This window comes from Dactylosporangium sp. CA-092794, assembly GCF_050948465.1.
GTDB lineage: Bacteria > Actinomycetota > Actinomycetes > Mycobacteriales > Micromonosporaceae > Dactylosporangium.
This window is the reverse complement of record NZ_CP192044.1, coordinates 12290230-12314117: the sequence shown is the minus strand read 5'-3', so window position 1 is coordinate 12314117 and position 23888 is coordinate 12290230. Positions and strand designations below refer to the sequence as shown.

Sequence of the window (23888 nt, the reverse complement as noted above, 5' to 3'; positions counted from 1 at the left end):
CAGGCCATCGACCGTTACGCCGAGCACGGAGCGGCGACAAGAAGTCTCCGTGATCATGCCGACATGCCGCCGACACCAACGGTTTTTCATGATCCTGGAGTGCTGATGTACCCCTGGGTACCACAGCTCTCCGGGATCATGAAAAACGCGCCCCTCGGCCATCCCGAGCATCATGATCACGGAACGTTGTGTCCGCCCCGGCCATGCGGCGGACGCCTGGGCCATATCTCAATCCGGGCGTAACCGGCGGTGTGGGCGAGAACGGACCGTTCGTTTGAACTCTGTGCCCTGGGCTGCCGTATCAGCGGGTGTACGGACGCTGCACGCGCCCGCTGTCTCGGAGAAGGGGTGCCCATGTTTGGCGGACGGGCCTTGCGGCGGTCCCTGCTCGTGGCGGCCGCCGTGGTCGCCGTGTTGGTGCCGGCCAGTGCGGCGCTCGCCGATCCCTCCCCGGGCGAGGTGCAGCGGCAGATCGACGAGGGTAACCGGGCTCTTGAACTGGTCGTCGAGTCGTACAACAAGGTCAACACGGACCTGGCGGCGACCCAGGCGTCGTTGGCCGCGCTGGAGACGAAGATGCGGCCGGTGCTGTCGAGCCTGGACGAGGCTTCGGCGAGCGTCGCCGCGATCGCGCGGACCGCGTATGTGACCGGCAGCGGGATGCGCACGATGTCGATGTTGCTGTCGGCGGGAACGCCCGCGAGTCTCATCGATCAGCTCGGCACCTTGCAGGAGCTCTCGGCGGCCCAGCAGCGCCAGATCGACGCCTTCACCGAGGCGAAGCAGCAGTACACCGGAGAGAAGCGGCGCCTCGACGATCTCCTCGCCGCGCAGAAGGCTCAGCAGGCGGATCTGGCCGCGAAGAAGACCCACATCGAGGGCGACATCGCCCGGCTGGACGCGCTGCAGAAGAAGGTCAACGCCGCGACCGGAAAGACCACCACGACCACCACGGCGTACGGGCCGGCGCCCGTGCTCCCCGGCCCGGGCGGCAAGGTCGTCGCCTTCGCCTGGGCGCAGCTCAACGAGAAGTACGTCTTCGGGGCGGCCGGACCGGACACCTGGGACTGCTCCGGCCTGACCATGATGGCCTGGAAGGCCGCCGGCAAGACGCTGCCGCACAACGCCGCGGAGCAGTACAAGGTCGTGCAGCACATCTCCCGCAGCCAGCTGATCCCCGGCGACCTGGTGTTCTACAACAACCTCGGGCACGTGGGGATCTACATCGGCAACAACCAGATCATCCACGCACCCAACAGCCGCACCGTCGTGAAGATCGGACCCATCGACGGCGACACCCTGTACGGCTACGGCAGACCGTAACGCTACGCCGCTCGGCCCGACGGGTTCAGGAGCTCTCGCGGTCCTCCAGCCCGACCGCGTCGCGCAGCTCGGTTACCGGTCTGGGTGTTCTGCAGGCGTGCCACCAGCAGGAAGGTGGCGGTGTTGATGGCGGCGGTAGGCCGATGGTGGGCGGACGGTAGCGGAGGCTGCGAGGCTGGCGGCGGGGGGATGGCGGCCGTTCCCGCCGCCGCCGAGGGAAGGGCGGGACCGCGCTCGGCGGTCCCGCCCGTTCCCCGGTCCCGGGCCGGTGCGACAGCGGTGTGCCGGCGCGGCTCAGCGGGCGTTCGCGGGCAGCTCTCGCTCGTCGAGGGCGCCGGAGCGGATCACGGAGACGACGAACTCGGCGACGTTGGCCGCGGCGCGCGGCTGCGCGTCGTAGGTCTTGTGGTGGGCCCAGTCGGAGATCGCCTTGACCACGATCCAGTCCGTTTTCCTCGGCGCGGCGGCGGCGTAGACGCCCGCGCCCTCCATCTCCCCGCCCAGCGCCTCCGGGTCGAGCTTCACCAGCTTGTCCCGCAGCCGCTCGGAGTCCACGAGGGTGCTGCCGGACAGCAGCTGGCCGACGTGCACGCTCACGCCGTCCGGCCGGTCGGCCACGGTGAACCGGCTGACGAGCGTCGCCGAGGCGGTCACGAAGTCGCCGCGGACGTAGGTCACCTCCTCGGCGCCGTCCTCGGACATCGTGACCTTCTGGTGGTCGATGGCCCGCACCTGCCGGCCGACGATGATGTCGCCGAGCCGCTGCTCGTCCGGGCGGAGGCCGTAGCAGATGCCGGTGAGGATGAGGTAGTCCGGGCGAACGTTGTCGATCAGGGACGCCGCCGTGATCGCCGCGCCGGTCGGGCTCACGGCGCCCTGGCCGCTCTGCGCGAGCAGCACCTCCGCGCCGCCGATCAGGCCGAGTTCGAAGACCACCTGCTGCGGCAGGAACCGCTGCTGCGGCGTCGCGCCGTTCACGCGCCCGGCCGCCTCGATCACCGCGAACCGCTCGACGTCGGTCGCGACGAGGATCAGCACGACCGTCCGGCGGTGCGCCTCCTCGAGCACAGTGTTGATCGCTTCCATGATCACTCCTCGGTACTTGATGTGCTGGCGGACGGCGGTGACGAACACGCCCACGCCGGTCAGGGCCATGAGGCTCGTGAGCCAGCCGATGGCCCAGGCGGTGCCGGACAGCGGCGTGAGCCCGGGTGGGTCGTTGAGCAGCAGCCGCTGCGCGAGCCACTGCACGGCGAGCCGGTACGTCACCGGGTGCCCGGTGCACGCCGCGGCGGCGCAGGCGGCGCGCTCCATGTCGGGGATGAGGACCGCCTCGCAGACGATCAGGACGATCATCCCGGCGACGTACCAGAACAGGAAGGTGCCGGTGTCGCGGTAGCGGATCGGCGCCCGCCGCGGCCGGTCGGCGAGGCGGAACAGCACCTTGTCCCCGGTACCGGCCAGGCTCGACCAGGCGGCGATGCGGGCCTGCAACTGCCGGGTGGTGACCCCGCTGCGCAGGCAGACGAGCGTCTCGGTCGGGCGCAGCGCCTGGGCGCGCACGCCGTGCTCATCCAGGTCCCGGCCGGCCTCCGCGGTGAGCAGCGCCTTAAGCTGCCGCTGCACGTCGCGGAGCAGCTCGTCGGCACCCTGCGGACGCACGTGGTGGCACAGCACCAGCGTCCAGCGCTGTGTCGGCAGGGTCTCGGCGCCGACGTCGTCGGTGTCGCGGGCCGGGCGGACGATGGAGCGCACCAGCTGCCAGGTCGAGTAGCCGACCAGGCACACCATCGCGAAGGCCAGCACCGCCATCGCCGCGACGATCAGCGACAGGGCCGTCATCACCGCCCACGGCCGCCCGGTCGCGCCGACCGCCAGCGCGGCGAGGAGCAGCGGGATCAGCGGCCCGAAGGTCAGCACGACGTCCCACCGCTCGGTGACCAGGCGGAGCACGAACCCGCGGTGGCGGCTGCCGCCCCGGCCGAACGGCCGCTGCAGCACGGCGAAGGAGTCCGGGCCGCGCCAGACCAGCCGCCCCTCGGCCGCGGCGATCAGCAGCAGCACCGTCAGCGGCGCGGCGCTGCGGTAGATGCCGACCGGGCCGCGCGGCCGGATGGTGTCGACCGCGGGGCGCCGGAGCTCGGCGGCGCGGACCGACCGGGCGGCGGCCAGGCAGTCCCGCGGTGCTGGGCGGCGGATCACGTCTGGCAGCCGGACGCGCCCGCCGGCTCGCCGATCTTCACCACCGTCAGCGTGATCGTCGTCTTGTACCCCGCCTGCGTGCCCGGCGCGACCGACTGGCCCACCACGATCCAGTCGCGGTCCACGAGCGGAACGCGGTGCCCGCCCAGGCCGTCCTTCGGTACCAGCAGGTAGAAGCCGGCGCCGCGCAGGGCGTCCTGGGCCGTCTGCAGGTCGCGGCAGCGCACGTCGGGCACGACGCCCTTCGTGGGCTCGATGGTGGGCAGGTCGTCGGTCGACTTGCCGACCTTGAGCGTCACCGTGAGTCCGGCCGTGATCTTGGTACCCGCGACCGGGTCCTGGCCGCGCACGATCCAGTTGTGCGGCTCCAGCACGGTCCGGTTCTGCCCGGTGGCGTCGGCGCGGTTGATCGACAGCAGGCCGGCGCCGCGCAGGATGCCCTCGGCCTGGTCGAGGCGCATGTCGACCACGTTGGGCACCTCGTCCGGCGCCACCGAGGAGGCGCTCGGATGCGAGGTGGGGGCCGGGCCGTCGGACGGCGGGCCCGACGGGTCGGGCGCACCGGAGGACACCCCGGCCCCGGTCACGGCGCCCTCGGTCGGCCTGATGTCCCGGTCGGTCTTGCCGTCGCCGCAGGCGGCGAGTAGCAGCAGGGCGGCGAAGATCACCGTGACCCGCGACAACATCGTCATGTGCCCCCTCCTGTCATAGCCCGGTGGTGCAGGACCGCACGGTGCCGAAGTAGCCGCCGAAGAAGGCGATCTGCCGCTGTTTGGCGGATCCGTGCGCGCCGGTGGCGAACCAGCGCACGCCGGGCTGGTCGGCCACCGAGCCGACCGCGTCGAAGAGCTCCCGCAGATCGCCCTCGTCCAGGTCGAGGCGGCCGTCCGCGATCGATCCGCCGAGGTACGCGCCCGCGAAGCAGTCGGCCTGCAGCTCGCTCTTGATGGTGAGCGGGGCGGTGAGGCCGAGCCGCTGCTGGATCGCGTGGCCGTACTCGTGCCCGATCACGTAGTACACGAAGGCGTCGCCCATCGACGACCACTCCTCCCGCAGCCACTCGTCGTCGTAGGCGATGTAGTCGGGGCCGGAGCAGTAGGCGGCGTTCTTGGCCGGTACCTGCTCGTCGCCGCAGCGGGGGCCACCCGCGCCCCGGTACGGCGTGAACGTCCGGACCGCCGCGAAGTCGCGCCCGTGCTTGGCGAACTCGTCCTGCCAGTACTGCGCCACGGTCCGCAGCGCGGCCTGCACGTCGCTCTGGTAGGTCTTGGCCGGGCTCGAGGCCGGCGCCGCCGTAGGGTGTCCCGTCGGCGCCGCCGCCGTCGTGCGTCCCGCCGGCGGTGCGGTGGATGGGCCCGGGCCGCTCGGCTCGCCGCCGGCCTGCACCGGGTCACAGCCCGCGAGCAGGGTCAGCACCAGGCCGACGATCCCCAGCTGTGTGCGCATCCCGAGCCTCCTCAGTCCCCGCGTGCTCCCCGATCCCGGCCTCGCCGGGTGCGCGGTCGTCACCTCGACGCGACCAAGGCTGCTCCGGCCGGCTACCGCTGCTATTCCGGTCGGCTACCTGTGCACGCAGCCGCGCGATGCACGCCGCCAGGCCCGCGTGCCGCACGATCCGGGCGGCATCGCACAGCCGCCGTTCCGCCTCGGCCGCCTCGTGCCGTCCCGCCCCGGCGAGGCCCGCGGGCTCCACCGACGCGAGCAGCAGCAGCGCCCTCTGGTCCGCGATCAGCGAGCCGAGGGGACCGCGGCCGGCCGCTCGGGCGAGCCGGCCCAACAGCCGTATGGCCTCGTCGTGTGCGCCCTGCCGGCCCAGCGCGGCGGCGAGCCCGATGCTCGGGGCAACCGCCGGCGGGTCGGCCTCGCTCATCCTGCGGAACGTGTGTGCCGCTGCCGGGGCGTTGCCGGCCTCGGTGAGCAGCCAGCCGAGGAGCCCCCGGAACGCCGGTACCGCCGGGTCGCGCCGGGTCGCGCGCCTGGCCCGCAGCACGGCCTCGCCGAGGCGGCCGCGCACCGCCTCGCTCAGCGCGCGCAGCCCCTCCACCTCGGCCGATCCGCCGCGGTCCCGGTGCAACCGCTCGATGGCCCAGTGCCCGGTGACGTGGTCCTGGACGCGGACCGCCTCGATCACCCGTCGAGTCAATTCACTTTCGACTATAAGCTGGGGCCAGGGTTCGATGAGTTCTCGCAGCAGGCGCAGATTGATTTCGCGGGCACAGCGCCGGGACAATTCGATGGCGATCGACGAATTCCGGAATGCGTCGGTTGATCGGGTGAACCGGGGCGCCGTCATCCTGAGACCACGTCACCGGAAGGCGATGCCGATCGGCTGGTACTTTTGCCGGTTCGGGCAACGTCGGCATCGATGTCTGGACGCATCTGGCGACTCCTCGGGCAAGCGCGGTGCGCTCTGCCGACAATGACGAGAAGCCATTGAGTCACTTCACGCTACCGCCGGCCTTCCGAAATACTGACGGTCTGCCCGGATACCGCCTTACGAATTGATGATCGGCGTACCGGACACGACGGACGACGGTGCCACGTGGGGAAAGGGAAGCGCGTCATGCTGTTCCGATTGCTGCCGGGAATGCTCGTCGGCGATGACGAGCGGCCCGTCGAGCTGCCGCCGATCCGGCTGAGCGTGCTTGCGCTGCTCCTCGTGCACGCCAACCAGAAGGTCTCCACCGATCAGCTGCGCGGCGAGGCGTGGGACGGCGCCGACGTCAGCGGCACGCAGATCCACAAGGCCATTGCCGATCTCCGGGTCTTCCTGGACGGGCTCGGGCGGCGCGATGCGTTGGTGACCGTTTCGCGGTTCGGCTACCGGCTGAACCTGACCGCCGACGACCTTGACCTCCTCGCCTTCCAGCAGGCATCGGCGGCGGCCGCCGAGGCGCGCAACCGCGATGACGGCGACGCCGAGATCGAGGCGCTGCGCCGGGCGCTGAGCTATTTCCGCGACGTCCTGCCGCTCCAGGGAATTCCCGGCCGGTCGATGCCGAGCTACGGACGGGAACTGCAGCAGCGCCGCAAGCGGGCGGCGATCCGTCTCTGCGAGCTGCTGGTGCCGCGGCGGCGCCACGCGGAGCTGCTCGAGGAGCTCACCACCCTGTTCCGCTTCCACGCCACCGACCGCAGCGTCTGCGAGTTCCTGATGCGGGCGCAGCACTACGGCGGGCATTCCGGCGACGCGCTGGACACATACACCGCCCACGCCGAGGCGCTCGAGGCCGAGCTGGGCACCGCGCCCGCGCCGGAGCTGCGCACGCTGATGTACGACATCGCCTCGGGTAAGGACGTCGACGGCGCCTACGACCCGCAGGCCGAGGTGCCCTCCCGGGTGGTCGCCGTCCCGCGGCAGCTGCCCATGGACGAGCCCGACCTGATCGGACGGGCGGATCACATCCGGACGGCCGTCGGCCAGCTCACCGGGGAGCGCCGCACCCCGGCGGTGATCGTGCTGACCGGGCTGGCCGGCATCGGCAAGACCGCGCTCGCGGTCCACATCGCCCACCTCGTGCGCGACGAGTACCCCGACGGGCAGGTGTTCGTCGAGCTGCGCGGCACCGAGGCCGAACCCGCGCGGCCCGGCGAGGTGATGGCGCAGATCCTGCGCGCATTCGGTTCGGCGCAGCTGCCGGAGACGCTTGAGGAGCGGCGCTCGTCGCTGCGGACGCTGCTGGGCAGCCGGCGCGTGCTGCTGGTGTTCGACGACGCGAGCGCGGAGGCGCAGCTGCGCGACCTCATGCCCGGCGACGCCGGATCGGCGGTGCTCATCACCGCCCGGAACCGGCTGCCCGGGCTGCCGGGCGCGCTGCACCTGCCGGCGCTGGAGCCGCTGTCGCTGCGCGAGTCGATCGAGCTGTTCGAGCGGATCGTGACGCGCAGCGGCGAGTCGGTGGCCGCCGAGCCGGAGGCGACGCATCGCATCGCCGAGCTGTGCGACGGGCTGCCGCTGGCCATCACCATCGCCGCGGCGGTGCGCGGTGAGCCCGGCCGGACCTGTGCGCGGCTGGTCGACCGGCTCACCGACCAGCCGCTCGGGGCGCTGGTCCACCAGGAGCGCAGCGTCGCCTACAGCATCGGCGCCAGCGTCGAGCGGCTGGACCCCGCAGCGCAGCGGCTGTTCTTCGTCCTGGGCATGCTGCAGCTCGTCGACTTCGCGCCGTGGGTCGCCGCGGCGGCGCTCGACCTGCCACTGCCCGAGGCGTCCGACGCGCTGCTGCGGCTCGCGCGGTGCAGCCTGCTGCAGGTGTCGACGACCGGGCGGTACCGCCTCCACACGCTGACCCGGGCCTACTCGCGCAGCCTGGCCGGCGACGCCGGCGCCGACGTGGAGCGGGTGTACACCGCGCTGCTGACGCTGGTGCGGCGCGCCCACCGGTCGATCTACCGGGGCGACTACGAGGTCGTGCACGGTACCGTCGCCGACTGGGACGCCCCCGAAGAGCTGATCGAGGACGTCCGGCGCGCGCCACTGGAGTGGTGCGAGGCGGAGCGCGCCAACATCCGGGCCGGCGTGCGGCACGCGACCGAGCTGGGCCTGGTGGAGCACGGCTGGGACCTCGCGGTCTCGACGCACGAGTTCTACAACCTGCGCCACCACCTCGACGACTGGCGCGAGACCCACCTCGTCGCGCTGCACGCCTGCCGCCGGGCCGGCGACGAGCGCGGCGAGGCGGCCGTGCTGACGATCCTCGGCCAGCCGGCGCTGGTCGCCGACGGGCGCCAGCGCGGCGTGTCCGGGTCGGCCGACCTGGAGCGGGCGCTGCGGATCTTCCGGCGGCTCGAGGATCGGCACGGCGAGGCGATCGCGCTGCGGACCCTGGCGAACAGCCTGCGCCGGGCGGGGCGGCTCGACGAGGCGCTGACCGCGTTCGGTCAGGCCCTGACGCTGTACCGCGGATGCGATGACGTCGTCGGGCAGTGGCAGGCGCTGCGGTACATCGGCCAGACCCAGCTCGACCTCGGCCAGCACGGCTCGGCACTGGCGAGCCTCACCGCCGCCGCCGAGGTCGCCGCCGGCAGCGGATCGGCCCGGCTGCGCGCCCAGTCCGCATACTGGCTGGGCTGGGCGTACCTCGGCGGGGACGATCTGGCCGCCGCGCAGTCGCAGTTCCAGCAGGTGCTCCAGCACGTCACCGACGCCGACGAGATCGGCCAGGCGTACGCCCACCACGGGCTCGGCGAGGTGGCCCGGCGCGGCGGCGACGAGGCCGCGGCCATGCACTGGCTCGCGAGCGCGATCGCGCTCGCGGAGCGCGGCGGCGACGCCGTGCTGGAAGGGCGGGCGCACCTGGCGCTCGCCCGCCTGCACCTCGCCGCCGGGCGGGTCGAGGCCGAGCGGAACGAGCGCGAGCGGGCGGTCGTGTGTTTCACCGCCGTCGACGCCGACTACCTGCGCCGCGAGGCGAACACCGGTACCGCGGCCTGATCCTTCGCCGCACGGCGGTCTCCGCCCGGCACGCGCCGGGTAGGCCGGCGGCATTCCAGCGGTAGCCGGCGCCCGAACACTTGTCGGTGTTCCGGTACCCCGCGGGCCGCATGCGCCGCGGAGCCGGTGGTGGCCGCGAGGAGGTGGACGAATGGCGAGGAGGATCGGGCGCGGTCCGGGGTGGGCCGCGCCGCCGCCGAAGCCCGTGCGGTATCCGCTGCACCAGCGGCTGGCCGACGCGTGGCACGGCTGGCGCGACGGGCGGCGCGGCATCCCGCTGGTCCCCGCGGCGCTGCTCGACCCGGACGGCCACGACCCGGACGGCGACGACGGCGAGGAGCGGCGCCGGCTGGTCGGGACGCCGCGCCTCGAGGCGCTCCAGCGGCGCTCCGCGGAGCTGATCCACGTGGAGCGCGAGCGGTACGACCGTGGCCTGATCGGCGTCGCCGTCCCGGCCGAGATCGAGCCGCGGCTCGACGGCCTGCAGGCGGCGGTCGACCGGCTGGAGGCGCAGCTGGAGCTCGACCGGACGCCGCCGGACGACCTGGCGCTGAAGGAGCGGCGCAGCGCCGAGGGCGACCACTCGGACGCGCTGGTCCGCACCCGGCGGCTGGCCGAGCGCTCGCGCCGCGAGGCCGGCACCGCACGCGCCCTCGGCGCCGCCAAGCAGCGGCGCGACGACGCCCGGCAGGAGATGGTCCGCGCCGCCGAGGACCTGCGGCACACCCGCCGGGCGGCCGCCGCCCGGGCCCGGCGCATCCACGAGCACCACTGGCGCCGGGTCGCCGCGTACTGGCAGCAGCTGGTCCGCTCGCACGACAAGGGGCCGCAGCTCAACGCCCTGCTGCGACCGGTCGGACCGGAGCTGCCGGCCTGGGCCGAGGAGGAGGACTGACCATGAGCCGGCTGTTCGAGACGTTCCGCCTGCGGATGTGGGTGTTCCTTGCCCGCGTCCTGCCCGGCAGCCTGGTGTTCTGGCTGCCCGAGCCGAGGCCCTTCGAGCCCCGCGCGATCGACCAGCAGGCCGCGCGGTCGGAGATCGAGGCCATCGTCGGCGCCCTGGCGCCCGACGGGACCGACGAGGCCACCGGACACGTGATGGACGGACTGATCAACGTCTGGACCGAGGCGTGGGTCGCCGAGCTGGCGGTCGACTTCCAGCGGCAGGGCCTGCGCAACGCCCGCACGGCGATGATCGCCGGCGCGCTGGCGGCCCGGGAGGCCGTGCTCAACCAGGACGCCGCCCGGCGCCGCGACGAGCTGGGGATCGCGCACCAGGCCGCGGTCGAGGCGCTGACTCGCCCGCGCGGCGGCCAGCCGTACGAAAGGTGAGAGCGACATGAGTGAGCAGGAGCCGAGCCGCGAGGACGGCGGCTTCGCCGATCCGACGCTGATCGCCGGCCGGCCGTTCGGTGCGCTGGTCTACGTGGCCGGCATCGTGGTCGCCGCGGTGGCCGACATCGCCGCGTTCCGGCAGGTCCTCGAGCCGGCGATGCTCACGAGCTCGGCGCAGACGGTCACCATGGTCGTCTACGGGTTCGTCGGCATCGCCATCCTCCTCATGCACTTCGCCGGCGTGTCCATGCGGGAGCGGCAGGCCCGGCGCGGCTGGATCAAACGGATCAAGCCGTGGCTCTTCGTCGTGGCGTGGACCGCGCTCGGCGCCACCGCCTTCTACGTTCGGGTCGCCGAGCAGGTCAAGACCGCCGTCGAGGTCAACCACCGCGCGCCGCTCTCCGGTGGCCCGCACTTCACGCCGGCGTCGTTCATGTTCCTCGCGCTGTACGTCGGCACGGGCCTTGTCGCCCTGGCCGGCGCGTACTTCACCCACAACCCCGAGCGCGCGGCCTTCGTGCGGACCAAGTGGGCGCTCATCTTCGCCAGCCGCCGGTTCGCCTCCTCGGTGCTGCGCCTGGAAATCGCCGAGGGCACCCGCGGCCTCTACGAGCTCAACCAGCAGAGCGCCGCGGCGGTGCTCGCCCTGGAGCAGGCCCGCCGTCACGCGTTCGGCGAGGCGCTCAAGCAGCACGCCCGGCTGGTCATCGCCCAGCGCTCCAAGGATCCGGCACTGACCGACGCGCTCTTTCCGCCCGAGCGTCCCCCCGCGCCCAACCTGCCGCCCGGCGGCGCCGGCGCGCCCTCCTCCTGAGACGTCAAGGGAGTACCCCATGCGCCGCTTGTCCTTCTCGGCCGCCGCCCTCGTGGCCGCCGGCCTGCTGTTCTCCGGCTGCGCCGACGAGCCGGCGCCGCAGCCGCAGTCGACCGGGCTGGCCGAGGGCCCGGCCGGCTGCCCGGTGCCGACCGGGCCCATCTCGATCGCCTACGGCGCGCGGGCCAACAACCCGGTGCCGGAGCTGCCCGACGGCGTCCTCGCCGCGATCGACAAGGCCGCCTATGCCGGCAGCGAGATCACCGCCTTCGCCGTCTCCGGGACTCCCCGCGACGTCGACTTCCAGCTCACATTCCACCCGCAGGCCAAGAACCCCGGCGCCCAGCGGGCCGAGCAGGACCAGCTCAATCAGGACCTGCGGGAACAGCTCGGAGCGATCCACGCCGGCAACGACGAGGCCAATCCGCTGGCGACGGTGGATCTGGCCGGCCGGCGGGCCGGCCCGGGCGGCACGGTCGTGCTCGTCGACTCCGGCCTGCAGACCGTCCCGCCCCTGGACTTCCACGACGCCAACCTGATCGGCGCCGACCCGCAGGAGGTGGCCGCCGCGCTCAAGCAGCACGGTCAGCTGCCGACGCTCAAGGGCCGGACGGTGGTGCTGGTCGGGGTCGGCTACACCGCCGATCCGCAGCCGGCGCTCGACACCCGCCAGCGGAACAACCTGCTCGACATCTGGCGGGCGATCGCCGGCACCGCCGAGGCGGCCTGCGTCGGCGTCTACGACCAGGCCGGCGGGGACAAGCCGGCGAGCGACCTGCCGCACGTCTCCAAGATCGAATTTCCGGTCGAGAAGCCGCCGGTGCCCTGCGGTACCACCGTCCTGGCCAACTCGGGCCGGGTGGGCTTCAAGAAGAACGTGGCGGTGTTCATCGACCAGCAGGCCGCCGAGCAGGCCATCGGCGAGATCGCCGACGCCATGCGCAAGGGCAACCAGCACGCGAAGCTCATCGGCACGACCGCGACGGACCAGTCCGTCGAGTTCCGCGCGAAGCTGTCGCTGCAGCGGGCCAACGCGGTCAAGGACGTGCTGATCCGCCTCGGCATCCCGGCCGAACGCATCGAGACCGTCGGCGCCGGTACCACCTATAAGACGCACGTCAACGACATCGGCCCCGGCGGCACACTGCTGCCGGGACCGGCGGCCCAGAACCGGTCGGTCGTCGTGGAGCTGTCGTGCCCCAACGGGGGCTGACCCGCGGCATGGAGCCGATCCGCTACGGGCCGTTCGCCCGGCTGTCCGACCTGTACCACGGCTGGCGCGACGGCCTGTCCAGCATCCCGCCGAAGGACCACTGGCGCCGCGGCCAGCGGATCACCACGCCGCACCGCGAGGTGCTGATCCGCCGCGCCCAGGACTCGTTCGAGCTGGAGCGCTTGCGGTTCGAGGAGACGCGGCGTTCGGCCCTGGACCGCCTCGCCCGCTCGGAGGCGGAGCGGGCCGGCGCCGAGGCCGCGCTGGCGCTGGCCGAGCGGGAGCTGAGCGACGCCTCCGTGCCGCCCGGCGACGAGCAGCTGCGGGAGCGGCGGGCGGCCGAGGCATACCGCGACGAGGGGATCGTGCGCGCGCGGCGGATGCGGGAGCACCATCGGCGGCGCGCCGTGGCCCTGGCCGCGGTGCGCCGCGCGCACGCCGAGGTGACCGGCGCCGAGGCGCGCATCGCCGGCGCTCGGCAGGAGGCCACCACGCAACTGGTGGTCGCCGCGTCCCGGGTGCGGCGCATCCACGAGTTCACCCACCGCCGGCTCGCCGCCTACCGCCGCCGGCTGGCCCGGTCGCACCCCGACCCGGCCTGGATCGTGGAGGGCATGAGCGTCCTCGAGCCGGCGATCCCCGGGTGGGCGTTCTCCCCGTATCCGGGCCACGAGCTGGAGGCGCCGCCCGGGGCGCGGCCGGCCCCGGACGAGCCGGAGCCGGAAGCCGAGCCGGAGCCGCCCGCGGAGCGGATCGAGCTGTCCTCGGCGGTCCGGTTCGGATCCGACCCGGACCGGGCCGATGTCGTCCTGCCCTGGTTCTGGGTCGCTCCGCACCACTTCACCGTCGTGCCCGGGGAGGGACACGCCCGCCTGCTCGACCGCGGCCACGGCAACGGGCCGTTCGTGGACGGCCGGCCGGTCCGGGCCGCCCGGCTGCTCCCGGGCGAGTACTTCGACTTCGGCGACCTGCGGTACGAGGTCAGCGACGACGCGTCGGCCCTGCTGGTCAGCCCGCTCGCCGCGCCGGAGCTCGTCGTGCACGACCTGGCCGACTCGGCCGGAAGCCGCCTGCGGCACATGTCGTTCGTGCAGCACAACCGGACCGTGGTGGCCATCCTCGGGCCGTCCGGGGCCGGCAAGTCGTCGCTGTTCTCCGCGCTGCTGAACGAGCTCGAGACCACGTCGGGGCGGCTCTACTTCCGCCATCTCAGCCTCGTCGCGCATCGCGAGGAGATCCGCACGATGCTCGGCTTCGTCCCGCAGGACGACGAGATGTACCGGTCGCTCACCGTGCGGCAGCTGCTCTCGTTCGCCGACCAGCTGCGCAGCGGCCCCGATCACCGCGGCAAGCGGACGGAGCGCATCGAGCAGACCTGCGCGGTGCTCGGCCTGAGCGCCCAGGTCGACCAGCTCGTGCGCACGCTCTCGGGCGGGCAGCGCAAGCGCGTCTCGATCGCCCTGGAGATGATCGCGCGCCCGGAGCTGCTCATGCTCGACGAGCCGACGTCGGGGCTCGACCCGAACATGGACCGGGAGGTGATGACGATCCTGCGCGACTACGCGGAGCGCGACCGGACCGTCATCGTCATCACCCACAACACCGAGCACCTCCGGCTGGCCCACCGGGTGCTGGTGCTCGCCAGGGGTGGCCGGCCGGTCTATTACGGGCGGCCCGGCGACGCGCTGCGCGCGCTGCACGTGCGCAGCTGGGCCGACCTCATGAAACTCCTGGCCGCCGACGGCGGCCACGACGCCGATCGGCTCGCGACGCAGTACCGCGACGGCCCGGCGGCCCGTGAAGCCGAGCGGGAGGCCGACCGGATCGCCGGCGCCATGGCCAAGCCGAACGAGGCGGTGAAGGCCCGCCGGTCGGCCCGGCCCCTGCACCGCGAGTTCGCGATCCTCTCCCGCCGCCAGCTCGCCCTCCTGTGGGCGCAGCGGCTGCGGGACCGCGATGGGAACAAGCCGCGCGCCACCGGCCCGTGGTCGTGGCTGAAGCCGCTGGCCGGCCCCGCCGTCGTCGCGATGCCGCTCCTCATCGCCGTGTTCGGCGCCCTGCTGTCGGCGCTGATCGCCGGCCACGACGGGTTCGGCCCGCCGTCCGGCCCGCGGCAGACCCCGAGCCCGGCGGCCGCGCTCAGCCTCCTCACCACGCTGTGCATGCTCAACGGGCAGGCGCTGACCTACAGCAACGTGGTCTCCGAATGGCCGGTCATCAGGCGCGAACACCGCACCGGAGTGCGCCCGCTGTCCGTGCTGCTGTCGAAGTGGTGGGTGTTCGCGCTCATCGGGATCGCCCAGGCCGGCATCATCACCACGATCTTCTGCGCCCTGCTGCCCGCGCCCCGCAACTACCTCGTCTACGGCGGCGGTACCGTCGAGCTGTTCGCCGACCTCGCGACGCTGACCGTGGCCTCGATGTCGCTCGGCCTGCTGATCTCGGCGCTGGCCCGGCGGCTGGAGCAGGCGGTGGCGTGGGTGACGGCCGCCTCGATCGCGCAGATCGCGCTCAACGGCGTCACCGCGGACCTGTCGAACAAGGGATGGTTCCTCAACCTCCTGACGTACCTGCTGCCGAGCCGGATGGGGCTGGCCGCCACCGCGTCGTCGATCGGCCTGCGCGGCATCGCCCCCAACACGGCGTACTCCGACGCCCTGTGGACCCACGCGACCGGTCAGTGGGTCTTCGACACCGGCCTGGTGCTCGCGCAGACCGGCCTGTTCTTCGGGCTGGCCGCGCGGCAGCTGCGGCGGCGGCTGAACCACCCCGACCAGTAGCGCGCGTCAGGCAATAAACGTCAGCTTGACACAAACGGTCGTGCGGGATTAATGTCGTAGTGACAGAAAAGCGGCGGGCCAAGGCCGCCGCTCCCCGACACCGAACCGGGTGGGTGCCCCGAAGCGGGCGCTCCTCCGGCGATGCCCGGCGCCTTGGGCCGCCCGGCCCGGGAACGACTCGCGAGCGGACGAATCCGCGGAGGCCGGCCAACCTCCGAGCCCCGGAACCCGCGTTCCCGAACCCCTGTTCAGCTCAGCCGCTCGAGAAACGGAGCATCACCATGCGCGTCACCGTCCGCAACTTGATCGTCTCCATCGTGCTGGGTGCCGGCGTCGCCGCGGGCCTGTTCGTCGCCGCCGACGCTGCGACGCAGACCGGCGGGGCGGCCGGCGTCCAGGCCGGCAACTGCCTCAACGGCACCAACTGGGACTCCTGCCGGTAAGTACGGCAGGCATCGGCGGACGTGGGCCGGGTCGCCGCCCGGCCCACGCCTCGCCGGGGCCGCTCAGTTGCGCTCGTTGCGCCAGCGGCGGGCGATGAGCACGACCGCGCCGGCCACCGCCGCGGCGAACACCACCGCCAGGCCGGCGGTGCAGAACCAGTAGTGACGGGCGTCGCCGTTCCAGAGCCAGTCGGTGTACATCGCGGGGCGCCGGTAGCTGTTGAGGTCGGAGTAGGACGCGACGGTGCCCAGCCCGAGGCGGGCCGGCAGGAGCGCGGTCAGGTACCGCACGCCCCAGGGCAGCTCGAACAAGGCGCCGCTCAGCGCGACCTGCAGCACCGCCAGCAGGGTGCTCAGCGTGACTGCCCGCTCCAGCGAGTCGCAGTACGCCGAAATGAGCAGCCCGATGCCCATCGAGGCCAGCATGATGCCGAGCACGGCGCCGTACAGCATGAGCAGCGGCGGCGGCCCGTAGCCCGACGCCGGCGGCAGCGGCCGCACGATGGCGAACGTTCCGGTCACCACCAGCGCGAGCAGGGCCGCCAGCGCGCCGAACACCACCGTCTTCGCGGCGACGATCGGCAGCGTCTCGACGCCGACGCGCCAGTCCCGGCGCAGGACGGCGGAGTCGGCGACGAGGTCGGTGTAGGTGAGCGAGGCGCCGGCGAGCGCCGCCACGGTCACGAGGATGGCCAGCACCGACGTCATGCCCGGGGCCGGGCGCAGGCCGTCACCGGAGGCGACGATCGCGACGATGGTGCAGACCAGGGGCACGGCGAACAGCGCCGCGAGCGAGCCCGGACCGCGGCGGAGGGTCACCCGGGCCTGGCGGAGCAGCGCGGTCCGGAAGCCCTGCATGGACAGCGACGACGGCGCCACGTCGCGCCGCGCGCGCCGGGCGACCGGGCGTTGTGGCTTGGGCGGCGGGTCCTGGTCGAGGTCGACCATGAGGTCGGCCCAGCTGTCGAAGCCGAGGTCGGCGAGGACGCGATCCGGCGGGCCGACGTAGCGGACCCGGCCGCCCTTGGCCACCACGATCACCCGGTCGACGTAGCCGAGGTGCTCGGTCGCGTGGGTGACGATGACGACCGTGCACGGGTACTCCTTGGCGACCATCCGCAGGTCCGACATCACCCCGCGGTCCTTGCCCGGGTCGAGGCCGCTGGTCGGCTCGTCGAGCAGCAGCAGCTTCGGGTCGCCGACGAGCTCCAGGCCGATCGACACGCGGCGCTTCTGCCCGCCCGAGAGCGCCTTCACCATGCGGTCCGGCATGTCCAGCGTCAGGCGTTTCATGACCTCGTCGACGCGTCTGATGATGTCTCTGGCCGGCGTGTCGGGCGCCGACCGCAGCCGGGCCGCGAACGTCAGGGTCTCGCGGACGGTCAGCCCGGCGTACAGATCATCGCTCTGCGGCACGTACTTCACCTGCCGGCGCCGCAGCGCGGGGTCGGTGCGCCGGCCGCTCGACACGCCGATGTGTACCGTGCCCGCGTCCTCCGGCAGCTCCCCGAGGAGCACCTTGATGAGCGAGGACTTGCCGGAGCCCGAGGGGCCGACCACGGCGACGAGCTCGCCCGGCCGGATCGACAGCGTCACGTCGTCGAGCCGGGTCTTCCCGGGGTCGCCGTAGACGGTCACGCCCTGCAGCTCCACCGCGAGGCCGGTCTCCGAGCTCGGCCGCCGCCGGACCGTGTCGATCCGGCGCGGGGAGGTCAGCGGCTCCGGGGCGCGGTCGCGGCTGGGCAGCAGGTCGGGCGACACCGTCAACACGGTCTGTCCGACCACGAACGTGTCGCCGACCTGCAGCGTCGCCGACATCTGGCGGACGCCGTCGACGTAGACCGGCCCGGCGATCCACCACCGGCCCTTGGCGTCGATGCGCACCGTGGCGTGCCGCGCCCGGACCAGCGGGTCGTCGACCTCGATGTCGGCGTTCGTCCCGAGCCGGCCGATGGTGTACTGCGTGTCCTGCCCCGGCCGCCGCGAGCGTTCGGCGGCGGCGCGAGGCCCGCCGGGCTGGGCCGGTTCGGCCTGGCCCTCCGGGGCTCGCGGCGCCCGTGGCGAGCGCGGCACCTTGCTGTCGTAGAGGACCACGGCGCGATCCGCGGGCAGCTCCACTCTGCCGTTCGTCACGGGCAGGCCGTCGACGACGAGCCCCCGTGCGCCGGGAACGTTGTCGATGTGCAGGAACCAGCGGCCGAGGATGGTGGTCAGGTAGCCCAGCCGTCCGCCGTCCGGCTCGGCCGTGGTGGTGTGCAGCCGGTTGCCGTCCGCCGTCAGGTAGTGCACCTCGTGATCGGCGAGCTCGACCTCGCGGTCGTCCAGCACCAGGCGAAGACTGCCCATGTCAGATCCCCTTCAGCGCGTCGGGCGAGAGCAGCAGGAGCGCGAGGCCGAGCAGGCCGAGTGCGACCACGCCGAGGATGAGGACGGGGCCCGTCCAGCGCAGCCGGCGGCGTAGCCGATCGAACGCGATGTCCGGCGGCAGCACCGGCGGTGCCGGCGCCGGCCGATAGGAGCGGGCCGCTTCCAGCCAGTGCGACCATCGAATCCGGGCGGCCGGCGGTGCCTGAGGCGGCGGCGGTGCCTGAGGCGGCGGCGGTGCCTGAGGCGACGGGGTGGCCTGAGGCGGCGGCGTGGCCTGCTCGGTGGCCGGGGGCGCCTCCTCGGCGGGCGGCGGGGCGGGCGCGGTGATCCAGGCCGCCGCGAGGGCCCGCCACCCGGCGACGTCCGAGCGCCGGCGGTGCCACGCGTCCTCGAGGAACGTCACCGCCTCCGGCGGGAGCACCTCGGCGGCCCGCTCCCGCTCGGCCGTGCCGAACCTGGTCACGCTCATGTCGCCGATCGCCACGCGGAGAATGAGGCTGGCGAGCTTCGCGAGATCGACCTCCGCCGAGGCGGCGGACTCGCCGACCGCGCTGGTCATGAGGTCCGGGGCGGCGAGCGGCGCGACCGGGCCCCAGGCGCCGGACAGCATCGAGTCGCAGTCGACGAGGTACACCTCGTGGGCCGGATCCGCCCACAGCATGTTCTCCGGCTGGACGTCGTTGACGATCACGCCCAGTTCGTGCAGCCAGAGCATCGTCTCGATGGCATGGCCGAAGACGCTGCGCTGCACATGCGGCGCCACGGCGCGGCGGCGGTACGTGCCCATCATGTCGTAGATCGAGCGCGGCGTCCGGTGGCCGCCGTCCTCGCGCAGGAACGGCGCCGAGGCCAGCGGGATCAGCACGCCCCGCAGCCGGCCGGCGCCGCGCACCCGGTAGGCCGGCCACGCCGCCGAGCGGTCCAGCCGCCGCCGGATCTCGGCCGGCAGCCGGTGCCGCCACGCGACGAGCTGCCCGAGCGCGGCCTCGTCCACCTCGGCGAGAAACCGTTCGCGGTAGTGCTTGAACAGATACCGCCGCCCCTGGTACTCGCACAGGTACATCCGCGCGTTGCCGCCCTCGTCGATGTGCAGCAGCGCGTCCTCGGCGGGCCGCAGTTCCTCGCTGTCGATGCTCCAGGACGCCGCGTCCGCGTCCGCTCGTGGCCGCTCCTCGGGCGTCTCGTCAGGCATCCGGCGCACGTTCCCCGATCCAGACGGCGACCACGCCCCGATCGTCGGACCAGTAGTCGTCGAGGAACTCCACGTGGTTGAGGAAGTCGATCCAGCGCGGCGTCCGCTGCCACTGCCGGGCCAGGCCGCGGGCCAGCGGCGACGAGCCGGTGTCGAGCGCGCCCGCGAAGCCGTCGCTGCCGAGGACCAGGACCGCCCCCGGCGGCACGTCGTAGCCGACCGTGCGCGGCGTGGTGTGGGAGGGCAGGTCCCGGGTCGCGTTGCCGCGCTCCTCCCGCTCGTGGTGCAGCGAGGTCCAGTTCTGCTCGTACAGCAGCCACGCCTCGGAGTCGCCGACCCCGTGGACCGTGACCTCGGCGCCGTACGCGTGCGGCCGGACCTCGGCGACGACGAGCGTCGCGGCGCCCTGGTCCGCGGTGAACGAGCGGCGCAGCCCGGCCGCGATCGCCTCGAACAGCCGCTCGCCGGCGGCCGCGAACCCGGCGTCGGCGGGGCGGCTCAGGCAGAGGTGCAGGGCGGCCTGCACGGCGGCGGTCGCCACGCGGCCGGAGCCGGGCAGGGACCCGAGCCCGTCGGCGACGGCCACGTAGAGCGCCCCGCGCCGGTCGTCCCAGGCCGCGCCGAGCGCATCCTGGCGCTCGGCGACCAGCTGGGCGTGGCTCGAGCCGCGCATCGCCGCGGCCCGCACCGCCAGGCGGGTGGTGGGCGCCGCGCCGGCGGCGCTCGCGCACCAGCCCTTGAACATCGCGTCGTGCCAGCCGGCCGCCGCGACCACCAGCGGCGGCAGCCGCGACTCCCGCTCCGCGCCGGCGTGCTCGCCGATGACGAACGGCGGCTCCTCCGGGGGAAGCTTCCGCGCGGGGGCGTCCGCGATGGCGGCCGCGGGGCGCGCGACCGGGGAGTAGACCGCCGGCTCGCCCGGTGCGGTGTCCTCCGCCCCGTCCGGCCGCCGGCCCCCGCCGCCGGATCCGGGCCGGGCGGTGGCGACCCGGCCGAACCGGGTCCGCAGGCCCGCGACCGCGTCGAACCGCCACAGCAGCACGGCCAGCATCACGGCGACGATGGACGTGACGACGACGAACGATGTCAGGCTGGGCATGAGATCCGCCGCATTCCCCGGGGCGCATCGATGATCAGGTCGCCGATCCGGACGCTGACCTTGATGCTGCGCTCGATGACGTTGATGACGCTGGCGGCCAGCGCCGCCGGGTCGGCGCCCGGATCGGCGATGAAGGCGTTGCGCTCGCCGCGATCGTTGCCGGTGGCCAGCGCCCGCAGCACCCGCGGGTGGGCGCCGGCGAGCCCGATGGCCGCTATCCGTGCGTTGGTCGGCGCGCCGACCAGTCGATCCCGGTACCGCAGCCACATCCGCGGCGGCTGGTACTGCCCGTTGCTGTACGGGGCGCCGTCGGTGATGACGAACACCAGCGGATGCGCGACCACCGTGCGGTAGAGCCCGGTGGCGCCGTGTTCGTTGATCGCCGTCGCGTCGCGCCCGACCTGCTGGCTGAGGAAGCCCAGCGCGGCCGCGTAGTCGGTCTCGCGGCCGGGGGCCGGCTCCCGGACGTGGGCCGGGTGCGCCAGCGCGGTCATCGGGCTGAGCAGCTCCGGCCCGTCGCTGAACGCGATCACGCTCAGCCACGCCGTCGAGGCCAGGGCCGGTGCGTCGGCCAGGGTCATGATCAGCTCGGGGATGAGCCTGGTGAAGGCGGCCTGAGGTGTGGTACCGCCGGCCGGGCGCCGCATCGACGCGGACACGTCCAGCAGGATGTAGATGGGGTACTGCTTGCGGTGGGTCATCTCGACGCTCACGACGCCCGCCCGGCCTCGTCGTCGTGGAGCGTCGAGCGCGGCGGCAGGCCGTGGATGGCGACCGTCGGGGTGTCGCCGAGCAAGCCGGCGGCCCTCGTCTCGATCAGGTCCTCGCGCAGCACCTCGACGTCCACGTGCCGGACGCGGGCGTCGAACTCGGCCTTGCTGCGGGCGGCGTTGTGCTCGAGGTCGAGCTGGTAGCGCGCGAGCGCCTCCCGGCGCACGATGTCGCGGCGGTGGCTCTCGCTGACGACCTTCTCGGCGCGCTCCTGGCGCTTGAGCCGGTCCGCCAGGATCATGTCGTAGCTGTTGTGACCGCTCAGGAACTTCAGCAGGACGGGCAGGCAGTCGACCGACACGAAGAACGTGCGCAGGCCGATGCCGGCCAGCCGGACCTCGGCGTCCTCGTCGCTGAGCTTGGCCAGCGTGCGCAGCCGCTCGAGCAGGCCGATCTCCTTGCGCTGGTCGTTGCGGTAGTCCGTGACCGCGTCGTCGATCGCCTTGCCGATGTCGCGGGCCGCGTTGGCCCGCAGGTCGGCCACTTCCGCGGTGAGCTGGTTGATCCGTTCGTTCTGCCTGGCGTACTCGTCGTGGTTGGCGTCGATGTTGTGGTCCGAGTGGTACTTGTCGGCCTCGGCGCGCAGCCGCCGGCAGTTGGGCCCCTCGCCGAACCGGCCCGAGTACTCCGGCCCGGCCGTGCCGTTGCACTCCTCGCGCGCCTTGCGCTCCAGGTCCGCGTAGGCCGCGTCATCGGCGTCGATGGTCTTCTTGAGGTTCTCCGCGTTGGTCTTGGCGTCGTCGAGCTCGCGCTGGCGGGCTTCCGCCGCGGTGGTCACGCCGAGCCGCAGGTCCTTGCACTCCGGCGACGTGGCCACCCCGGTGGCCGCCTCCGCGCTGCCGGGCACCGGGTTGCACCGCACGAGCGCGGCGCGGCGGCTTTCCACGTCGTGGTCCCGGTCGTTGACGATGCGCTGCTCGATCGCCGTGTGGAACAGCCCGAGCAGCAGCGGTTCCGCGATCACGAAGCCGAACATCACGGCGAGGCAGAAGCGGGGCAGCAGCCGCAGGAACCGCTGCAGCGCCCGCGGCGCGCTCGCGCTCGACATCAGCCAGCGGTCGAGGAACAGGATGAAGAAGCCCCAGGCCGGCACGAACGCGAAGATCGGCGGCTGGAACCGGCCGAAGACGAAGTACAGCGCCACCGACATGGAGAACATGGCGGTGATCGCGGTGCCCAGCACGACGCCGCCGAGCGCGGTGTACTTCGACCGCTCGCTCGGCACCGTCGCGAGGATGCTCTCGTCCACGCCGGTGAGGGAGCGCAGGAAGCGGCCGGGACCGTTCCCCGGAGCAACGCGGGCCGGCGACCCGGTCGGCTGATCGGTCATGGCGTGTCGTCTTCCCAGGAGTAGTGGCCGGGCACGAAGGAGGGGTGACCGTCGTCGTAGGGGGCCTGGTCCGGCGGGGTGTCCCCGAACGGCTGGTGGCCCGCCCACGGATCCGCCTGCTCCTCGGCCGGCGGGCGGGGCCGCGGCACGGTCGTCACCGCCGTGCGCACCACGGCGAGGTCGACGAGCTGGGTCGTCATGCCGGGGACGATGTACTGCACGACGTCGTGGAACGCCTTGACGTTGGCGTGGATGTTGTTGTGCACGTAGGTCCAGTTGGCGAGGACATCGGTGCCCAGCGCGATGGCCCCGACGCGGTTGCCGCAGTGCAGGTGCCGGCGCAGCCAGGGATCGGCGTCCCAGCAACCGGACTCGAGCACGAGCAGCGGATCCGTGACCAGGCAGTGGTAGCGGGCCCGGACGGTCACGGCGATGTCCGGGTTGGTGGTCGGCACCTGGACCTCGATGTCGCGGACCTCGAGCACCATCGACACGACCGCGACCGAGACGGCCTCGACGATCAGGTCGTCGTCGAGGCGCAGCGGGCCGCCGGTCGGCACGTCATATGCGTCCGCCACCTGGAACACGAGCAGACAGCCCGGCGGCTGCCGCGGAATCTCATGCAGTTCGCGCCGCTGCCGCCGGAAGCGGCGCAGGGGCGCGGGCTGCAGTTCGGCCGAGTCAACGACCGGGTATGTCCTCCGGGTTGTGCTGGTCTCGTCGGCGTGCTGCGCCATACGGCAGATACCTCGGTCGGTCGGGGGAGAAGACTGCGACCGCAGTCTCACGTCCGGCGCTACCGCGAATGTGCCGCCGACCTACCGTCGGGCCGCTTGTATTGCTAGGAGTCGCCCCGCGTCATCGGCGGGTACAGGCGCCGGGCGGGGCCGGCGCGATACAGCATGGCGGGGCGGCCGGGCTCGCCGCTCGCCCGGGTGCCGACCGGCTCCAGAAACCCCTCCGTTTTGGTCACCTTCCGGTTGAAGTTGCGCGGGTCCAGCGGCTGCTCCCAGATCAGCTCGTAGATGGCGCGCAGCTCGCCGATGGTGAAGGTCTCGCCGCAGAATTTCGTGGCTATCGTCGTGCGCTCCAGCTCGGTGCGGGCCTCCTCGACGGCGAGCTCCAGGATCTCGTTGTGGTCGAAGGCCAGCCGGCCGGGCGACTCGCGCACCGAGGCGACCGGAACCCACGTCGCGCTGGCCGCGTCCGAGCCGGCGATCGGCAGCGGCAGGTCGGGCGCGATGGCGAGGTAGGGCACGGTGACGATCCGGCCTCGGGGGTCGCGATCCGGCTGCCCGAACACCTGCAGCTGGCGCAGCGGGAGCTTGTCGCCGTCGAGGCCGGTCTCCTCGAACAGCTCGCGGGTGGCCGCGTCCCGGACGTCCTCGTCCGGCCGCAGGAAGCCGCCCGGCAGCGCGAGATGTCCGCGGAACGGCTCGTTGCCGCGCTCGACCAGCAGCACACGCAGCGCGCCGTCGCGAACGGTCAGGATCACGAGGTCGACGGTCAATCGCAGCTGCGCGTGCGCTCGGTCACCGGGGGATTTCGCAACGGGCATGTGCCCAACGTACCCCATACTGTCAAG

Annotated in this window: 19 protein-coding genes; 8 read left to right on the top strand and 11 right to left on the bottom strand. The window is 73.2% G+C overall.

The window, feature by feature from the left end:
• The first annotated feature begins 354 nt into the window (after positions 1-354).
• Positions 355-1323 (top strand): NlpC/P60 family protein, encoded by a 969-nt coding sequence (locus ACQPXD_RS53400; RefSeq protein WP_432832429.1) that lies wholly within the window; start codon positions 355-357, stop codon positions 1321-1323.
• 294 nt (positions 1324-1617) lie between these two features.
• On the opposite strand, the gene ACQPXD_RS53395 is transcribed toward ACQPXD_RS53400, so the two are convergent.
• Genes ACQPXD_RS53395 through ACQPXD_RS53380 form a run of 4 tightly spaced genes read right to left on the bottom strand, consistent with a single transcriptional unit; the run spans position 1618 to position 5818 of the window.
• Positions 1618-3525 (bottom strand): hypothetical protein, encoded by a 1908-nt coding sequence (locus tag ACQPXD_RS53395; protein ID WP_432832427.1) that lies wholly within the window; start codon positions 3523-3525, stop codon positions 1618-1620.
• Positions 3522-4217 (bottom strand): PASTA domain-containing protein, encoded by a 696-nt coding sequence (locus tag ACQPXD_RS53390; protein WP_432832425.1) that lies wholly within the window; start codon positions 4215-4217, stop codon positions 3522-3524. The genes ACQPXD_RS53395 and ACQPXD_RS53390 overlap by 4 nt, the downstream gene beginning before the upstream one ends.
• A gap of 13 nt (positions 4218-4230) precedes the next feature.
• Entirely contained in the window at positions 4231-4971 is a 741-nt protein-coding gene (locus ACQPXD_RS53385; RefSeq protein ID WP_432832423.1) for a neutral zinc metallopeptidase, read from the bottom strand.
• Positions 4916-5818 (bottom strand): hypothetical protein, encoded by a 903-nt coding sequence (locus ACQPXD_RS53380; RefSeq protein WP_432832421.1) that lies wholly within the window; start codon positions 5816-5818, stop codon positions 4916-4918. The genes ACQPXD_RS53385 and ACQPXD_RS53380 overlap by 56 nt, the downstream gene beginning before the upstream one ends.
• 270 nt (positions 5819-6088) lie before the next feature.
• On the opposite strand from ACQPXD_RS53380, the gene ACQPXD_RS53375 reads away from it, so the two are divergent.
• The 7 genes from ACQPXD_RS53375 (at position 6089) to ACQPXD_RS53345 (ending at position 15544) form a co-directional block, all read left to right on the top strand.
• Complete coding sequence (locus ACQPXD_RS53375; RefSeq protein WP_432832419.1) at positions 6089-8959, top strand: BTAD domain-containing putative transcriptional regulator; 2871 nt, start codon at positions 6089-6091, stop codon at positions 8957-8959.
• 151 nt (positions 8960-9110) lie between these two features.
• The gene (locus ACQPXD_RS53370) at positions 9111-9854 is read left to right on the top strand and encodes a hypothetical protein (RefSeq protein ID WP_432832417.1); all 744 of its coding nucleotides are present in this window, start codon (positions 9111-9113) and stop codon (positions 9852-9854) included.
• Positions 9855-9856: 2 nt separating this feature from the next.
• Positions 9857-10291, top strand: coding sequence for a hypothetical protein (locus tag ACQPXD_RS53365; protein ID WP_432832415.1), 435 nt, complete (start codon positions 9857-9859; stop codon positions 10289-10291).
• Between the two features lie 7 nt (positions 10292-10298).
• A complete protein-coding gene (locus ACQPXD_RS53360; RefSeq protein ID WP_432832413.1) occupies positions 10299-11108 on the top strand; it encodes a hypothetical protein in 810 nt (269 codons plus the stop codon).
• A 19-nt stretch (positions 11109-11127) separates the two neighbouring features.
• Positions 11128-12321, top strand: a complete 1194-nt coding sequence (locus ACQPXD_RS53355) for an OmpA family protein (protein ID WP_432832411.1) — start codon at positions 11128-11130, stop codon at positions 12319-12321.
• A complete protein-coding gene (locus ACQPXD_RS53350; protein WP_432832409.1) occupies positions 12303-15101 on the top strand; it encodes an ATP-binding cassette domain-containing protein in 2799 nt (932 codons plus the stop codon). The genes ACQPXD_RS53355 and ACQPXD_RS53350 overlap by 19 nt, the downstream gene beginning before the upstream one ends.
• Before the next feature lie 281 nt (positions 15102-15382).
• Complete coding sequence (locus ACQPXD_RS53345; RefSeq protein WP_432832407.1) at positions 15383-15544, top strand: hypothetical protein; 162 nt, start codon at positions 15383-15385, stop codon at positions 15542-15544.
• A gap of 63 nt (positions 15545-15607) precedes the next feature.
• Here the strand turns inward: ACQPXD_RS53345 and ACQPXD_RS53340 are convergent, their stop codons facing one another.
• From ACQPXD_RS53340 to ACQPXD_RS53310, 7 genes are all read right to left on the bottom strand, one after another.
• Complete coding sequence (locus ACQPXD_RS53340) at positions 15608-17890, bottom strand: ATP-binding cassette domain-containing protein (RefSeq protein ID WP_432832405.1); 2283 nt, start codon at positions 17888-17890, stop codon at positions 15608-15610.
• Between the two features lies 1 nt (position 17891).
• A complete protein-coding gene (locus ACQPXD_RS53335; RefSeq protein ID WP_432832403.1) occupies positions 17892-19103 on the bottom strand; it encodes a hypothetical protein in 1212 nt (403 codons plus the stop codon).
• Positions 19096-20202: a protein phosphatase 2C domain-containing protein gene (locus tag ACQPXD_RS53330; protein ID WP_432832401.1), complete on the bottom strand. Its 1107-nt coding sequence runs from the start codon at positions 20200-20202 to the stop codon at positions 19096-19098. Before ACQPXD_RS53330 ends, ACQPXD_RS53335 begins: the two co-directional genes overlap by 8 nt.
• On the bottom strand, positions 20190-20915 hold the full coding sequence (locus ACQPXD_RS53325) for a vWA domain-containing protein (protein ID WP_432832399.1): 726 nt from the start codon (positions 20913-20915) through the stop codon (positions 20190-20192). Before ACQPXD_RS53325 ends, ACQPXD_RS53330 begins: the two co-directional genes overlap by 13 nt.
• A complete protein-coding gene (locus ACQPXD_RS53320) occupies positions 20912-22303 on the bottom strand; it encodes a DUF4407 domain-containing protein (protein WP_432832397.1) in 1392 nt (463 codons plus the stop codon). Before ACQPXD_RS53320 ends, ACQPXD_RS53325 begins: the two co-directional genes overlap by 4 nt.
• Complete coding sequence (locus tag ACQPXD_RS53315; RefSeq protein WP_432832396.1) at positions 22300-23040, bottom strand: hypothetical protein; 741 nt, start codon at positions 23038-23040, stop codon at positions 22300-22302. The genes ACQPXD_RS53320 and ACQPXD_RS53315 overlap by 4 nt, the downstream gene beginning before the upstream one ends.
• A 104-nt stretch (positions 23041-23144) precedes the next feature.
• Positions 23145-23861: an NUDIX domain-containing protein gene (locus ACQPXD_RS53310; protein WP_432832394.1), complete on the bottom strand. Its 717-nt coding sequence runs from the start codon at positions 23859-23861 to the stop codon at positions 23145-23147.
• Positions 23862-23888 lie beyond the last annotated feature (27 nt).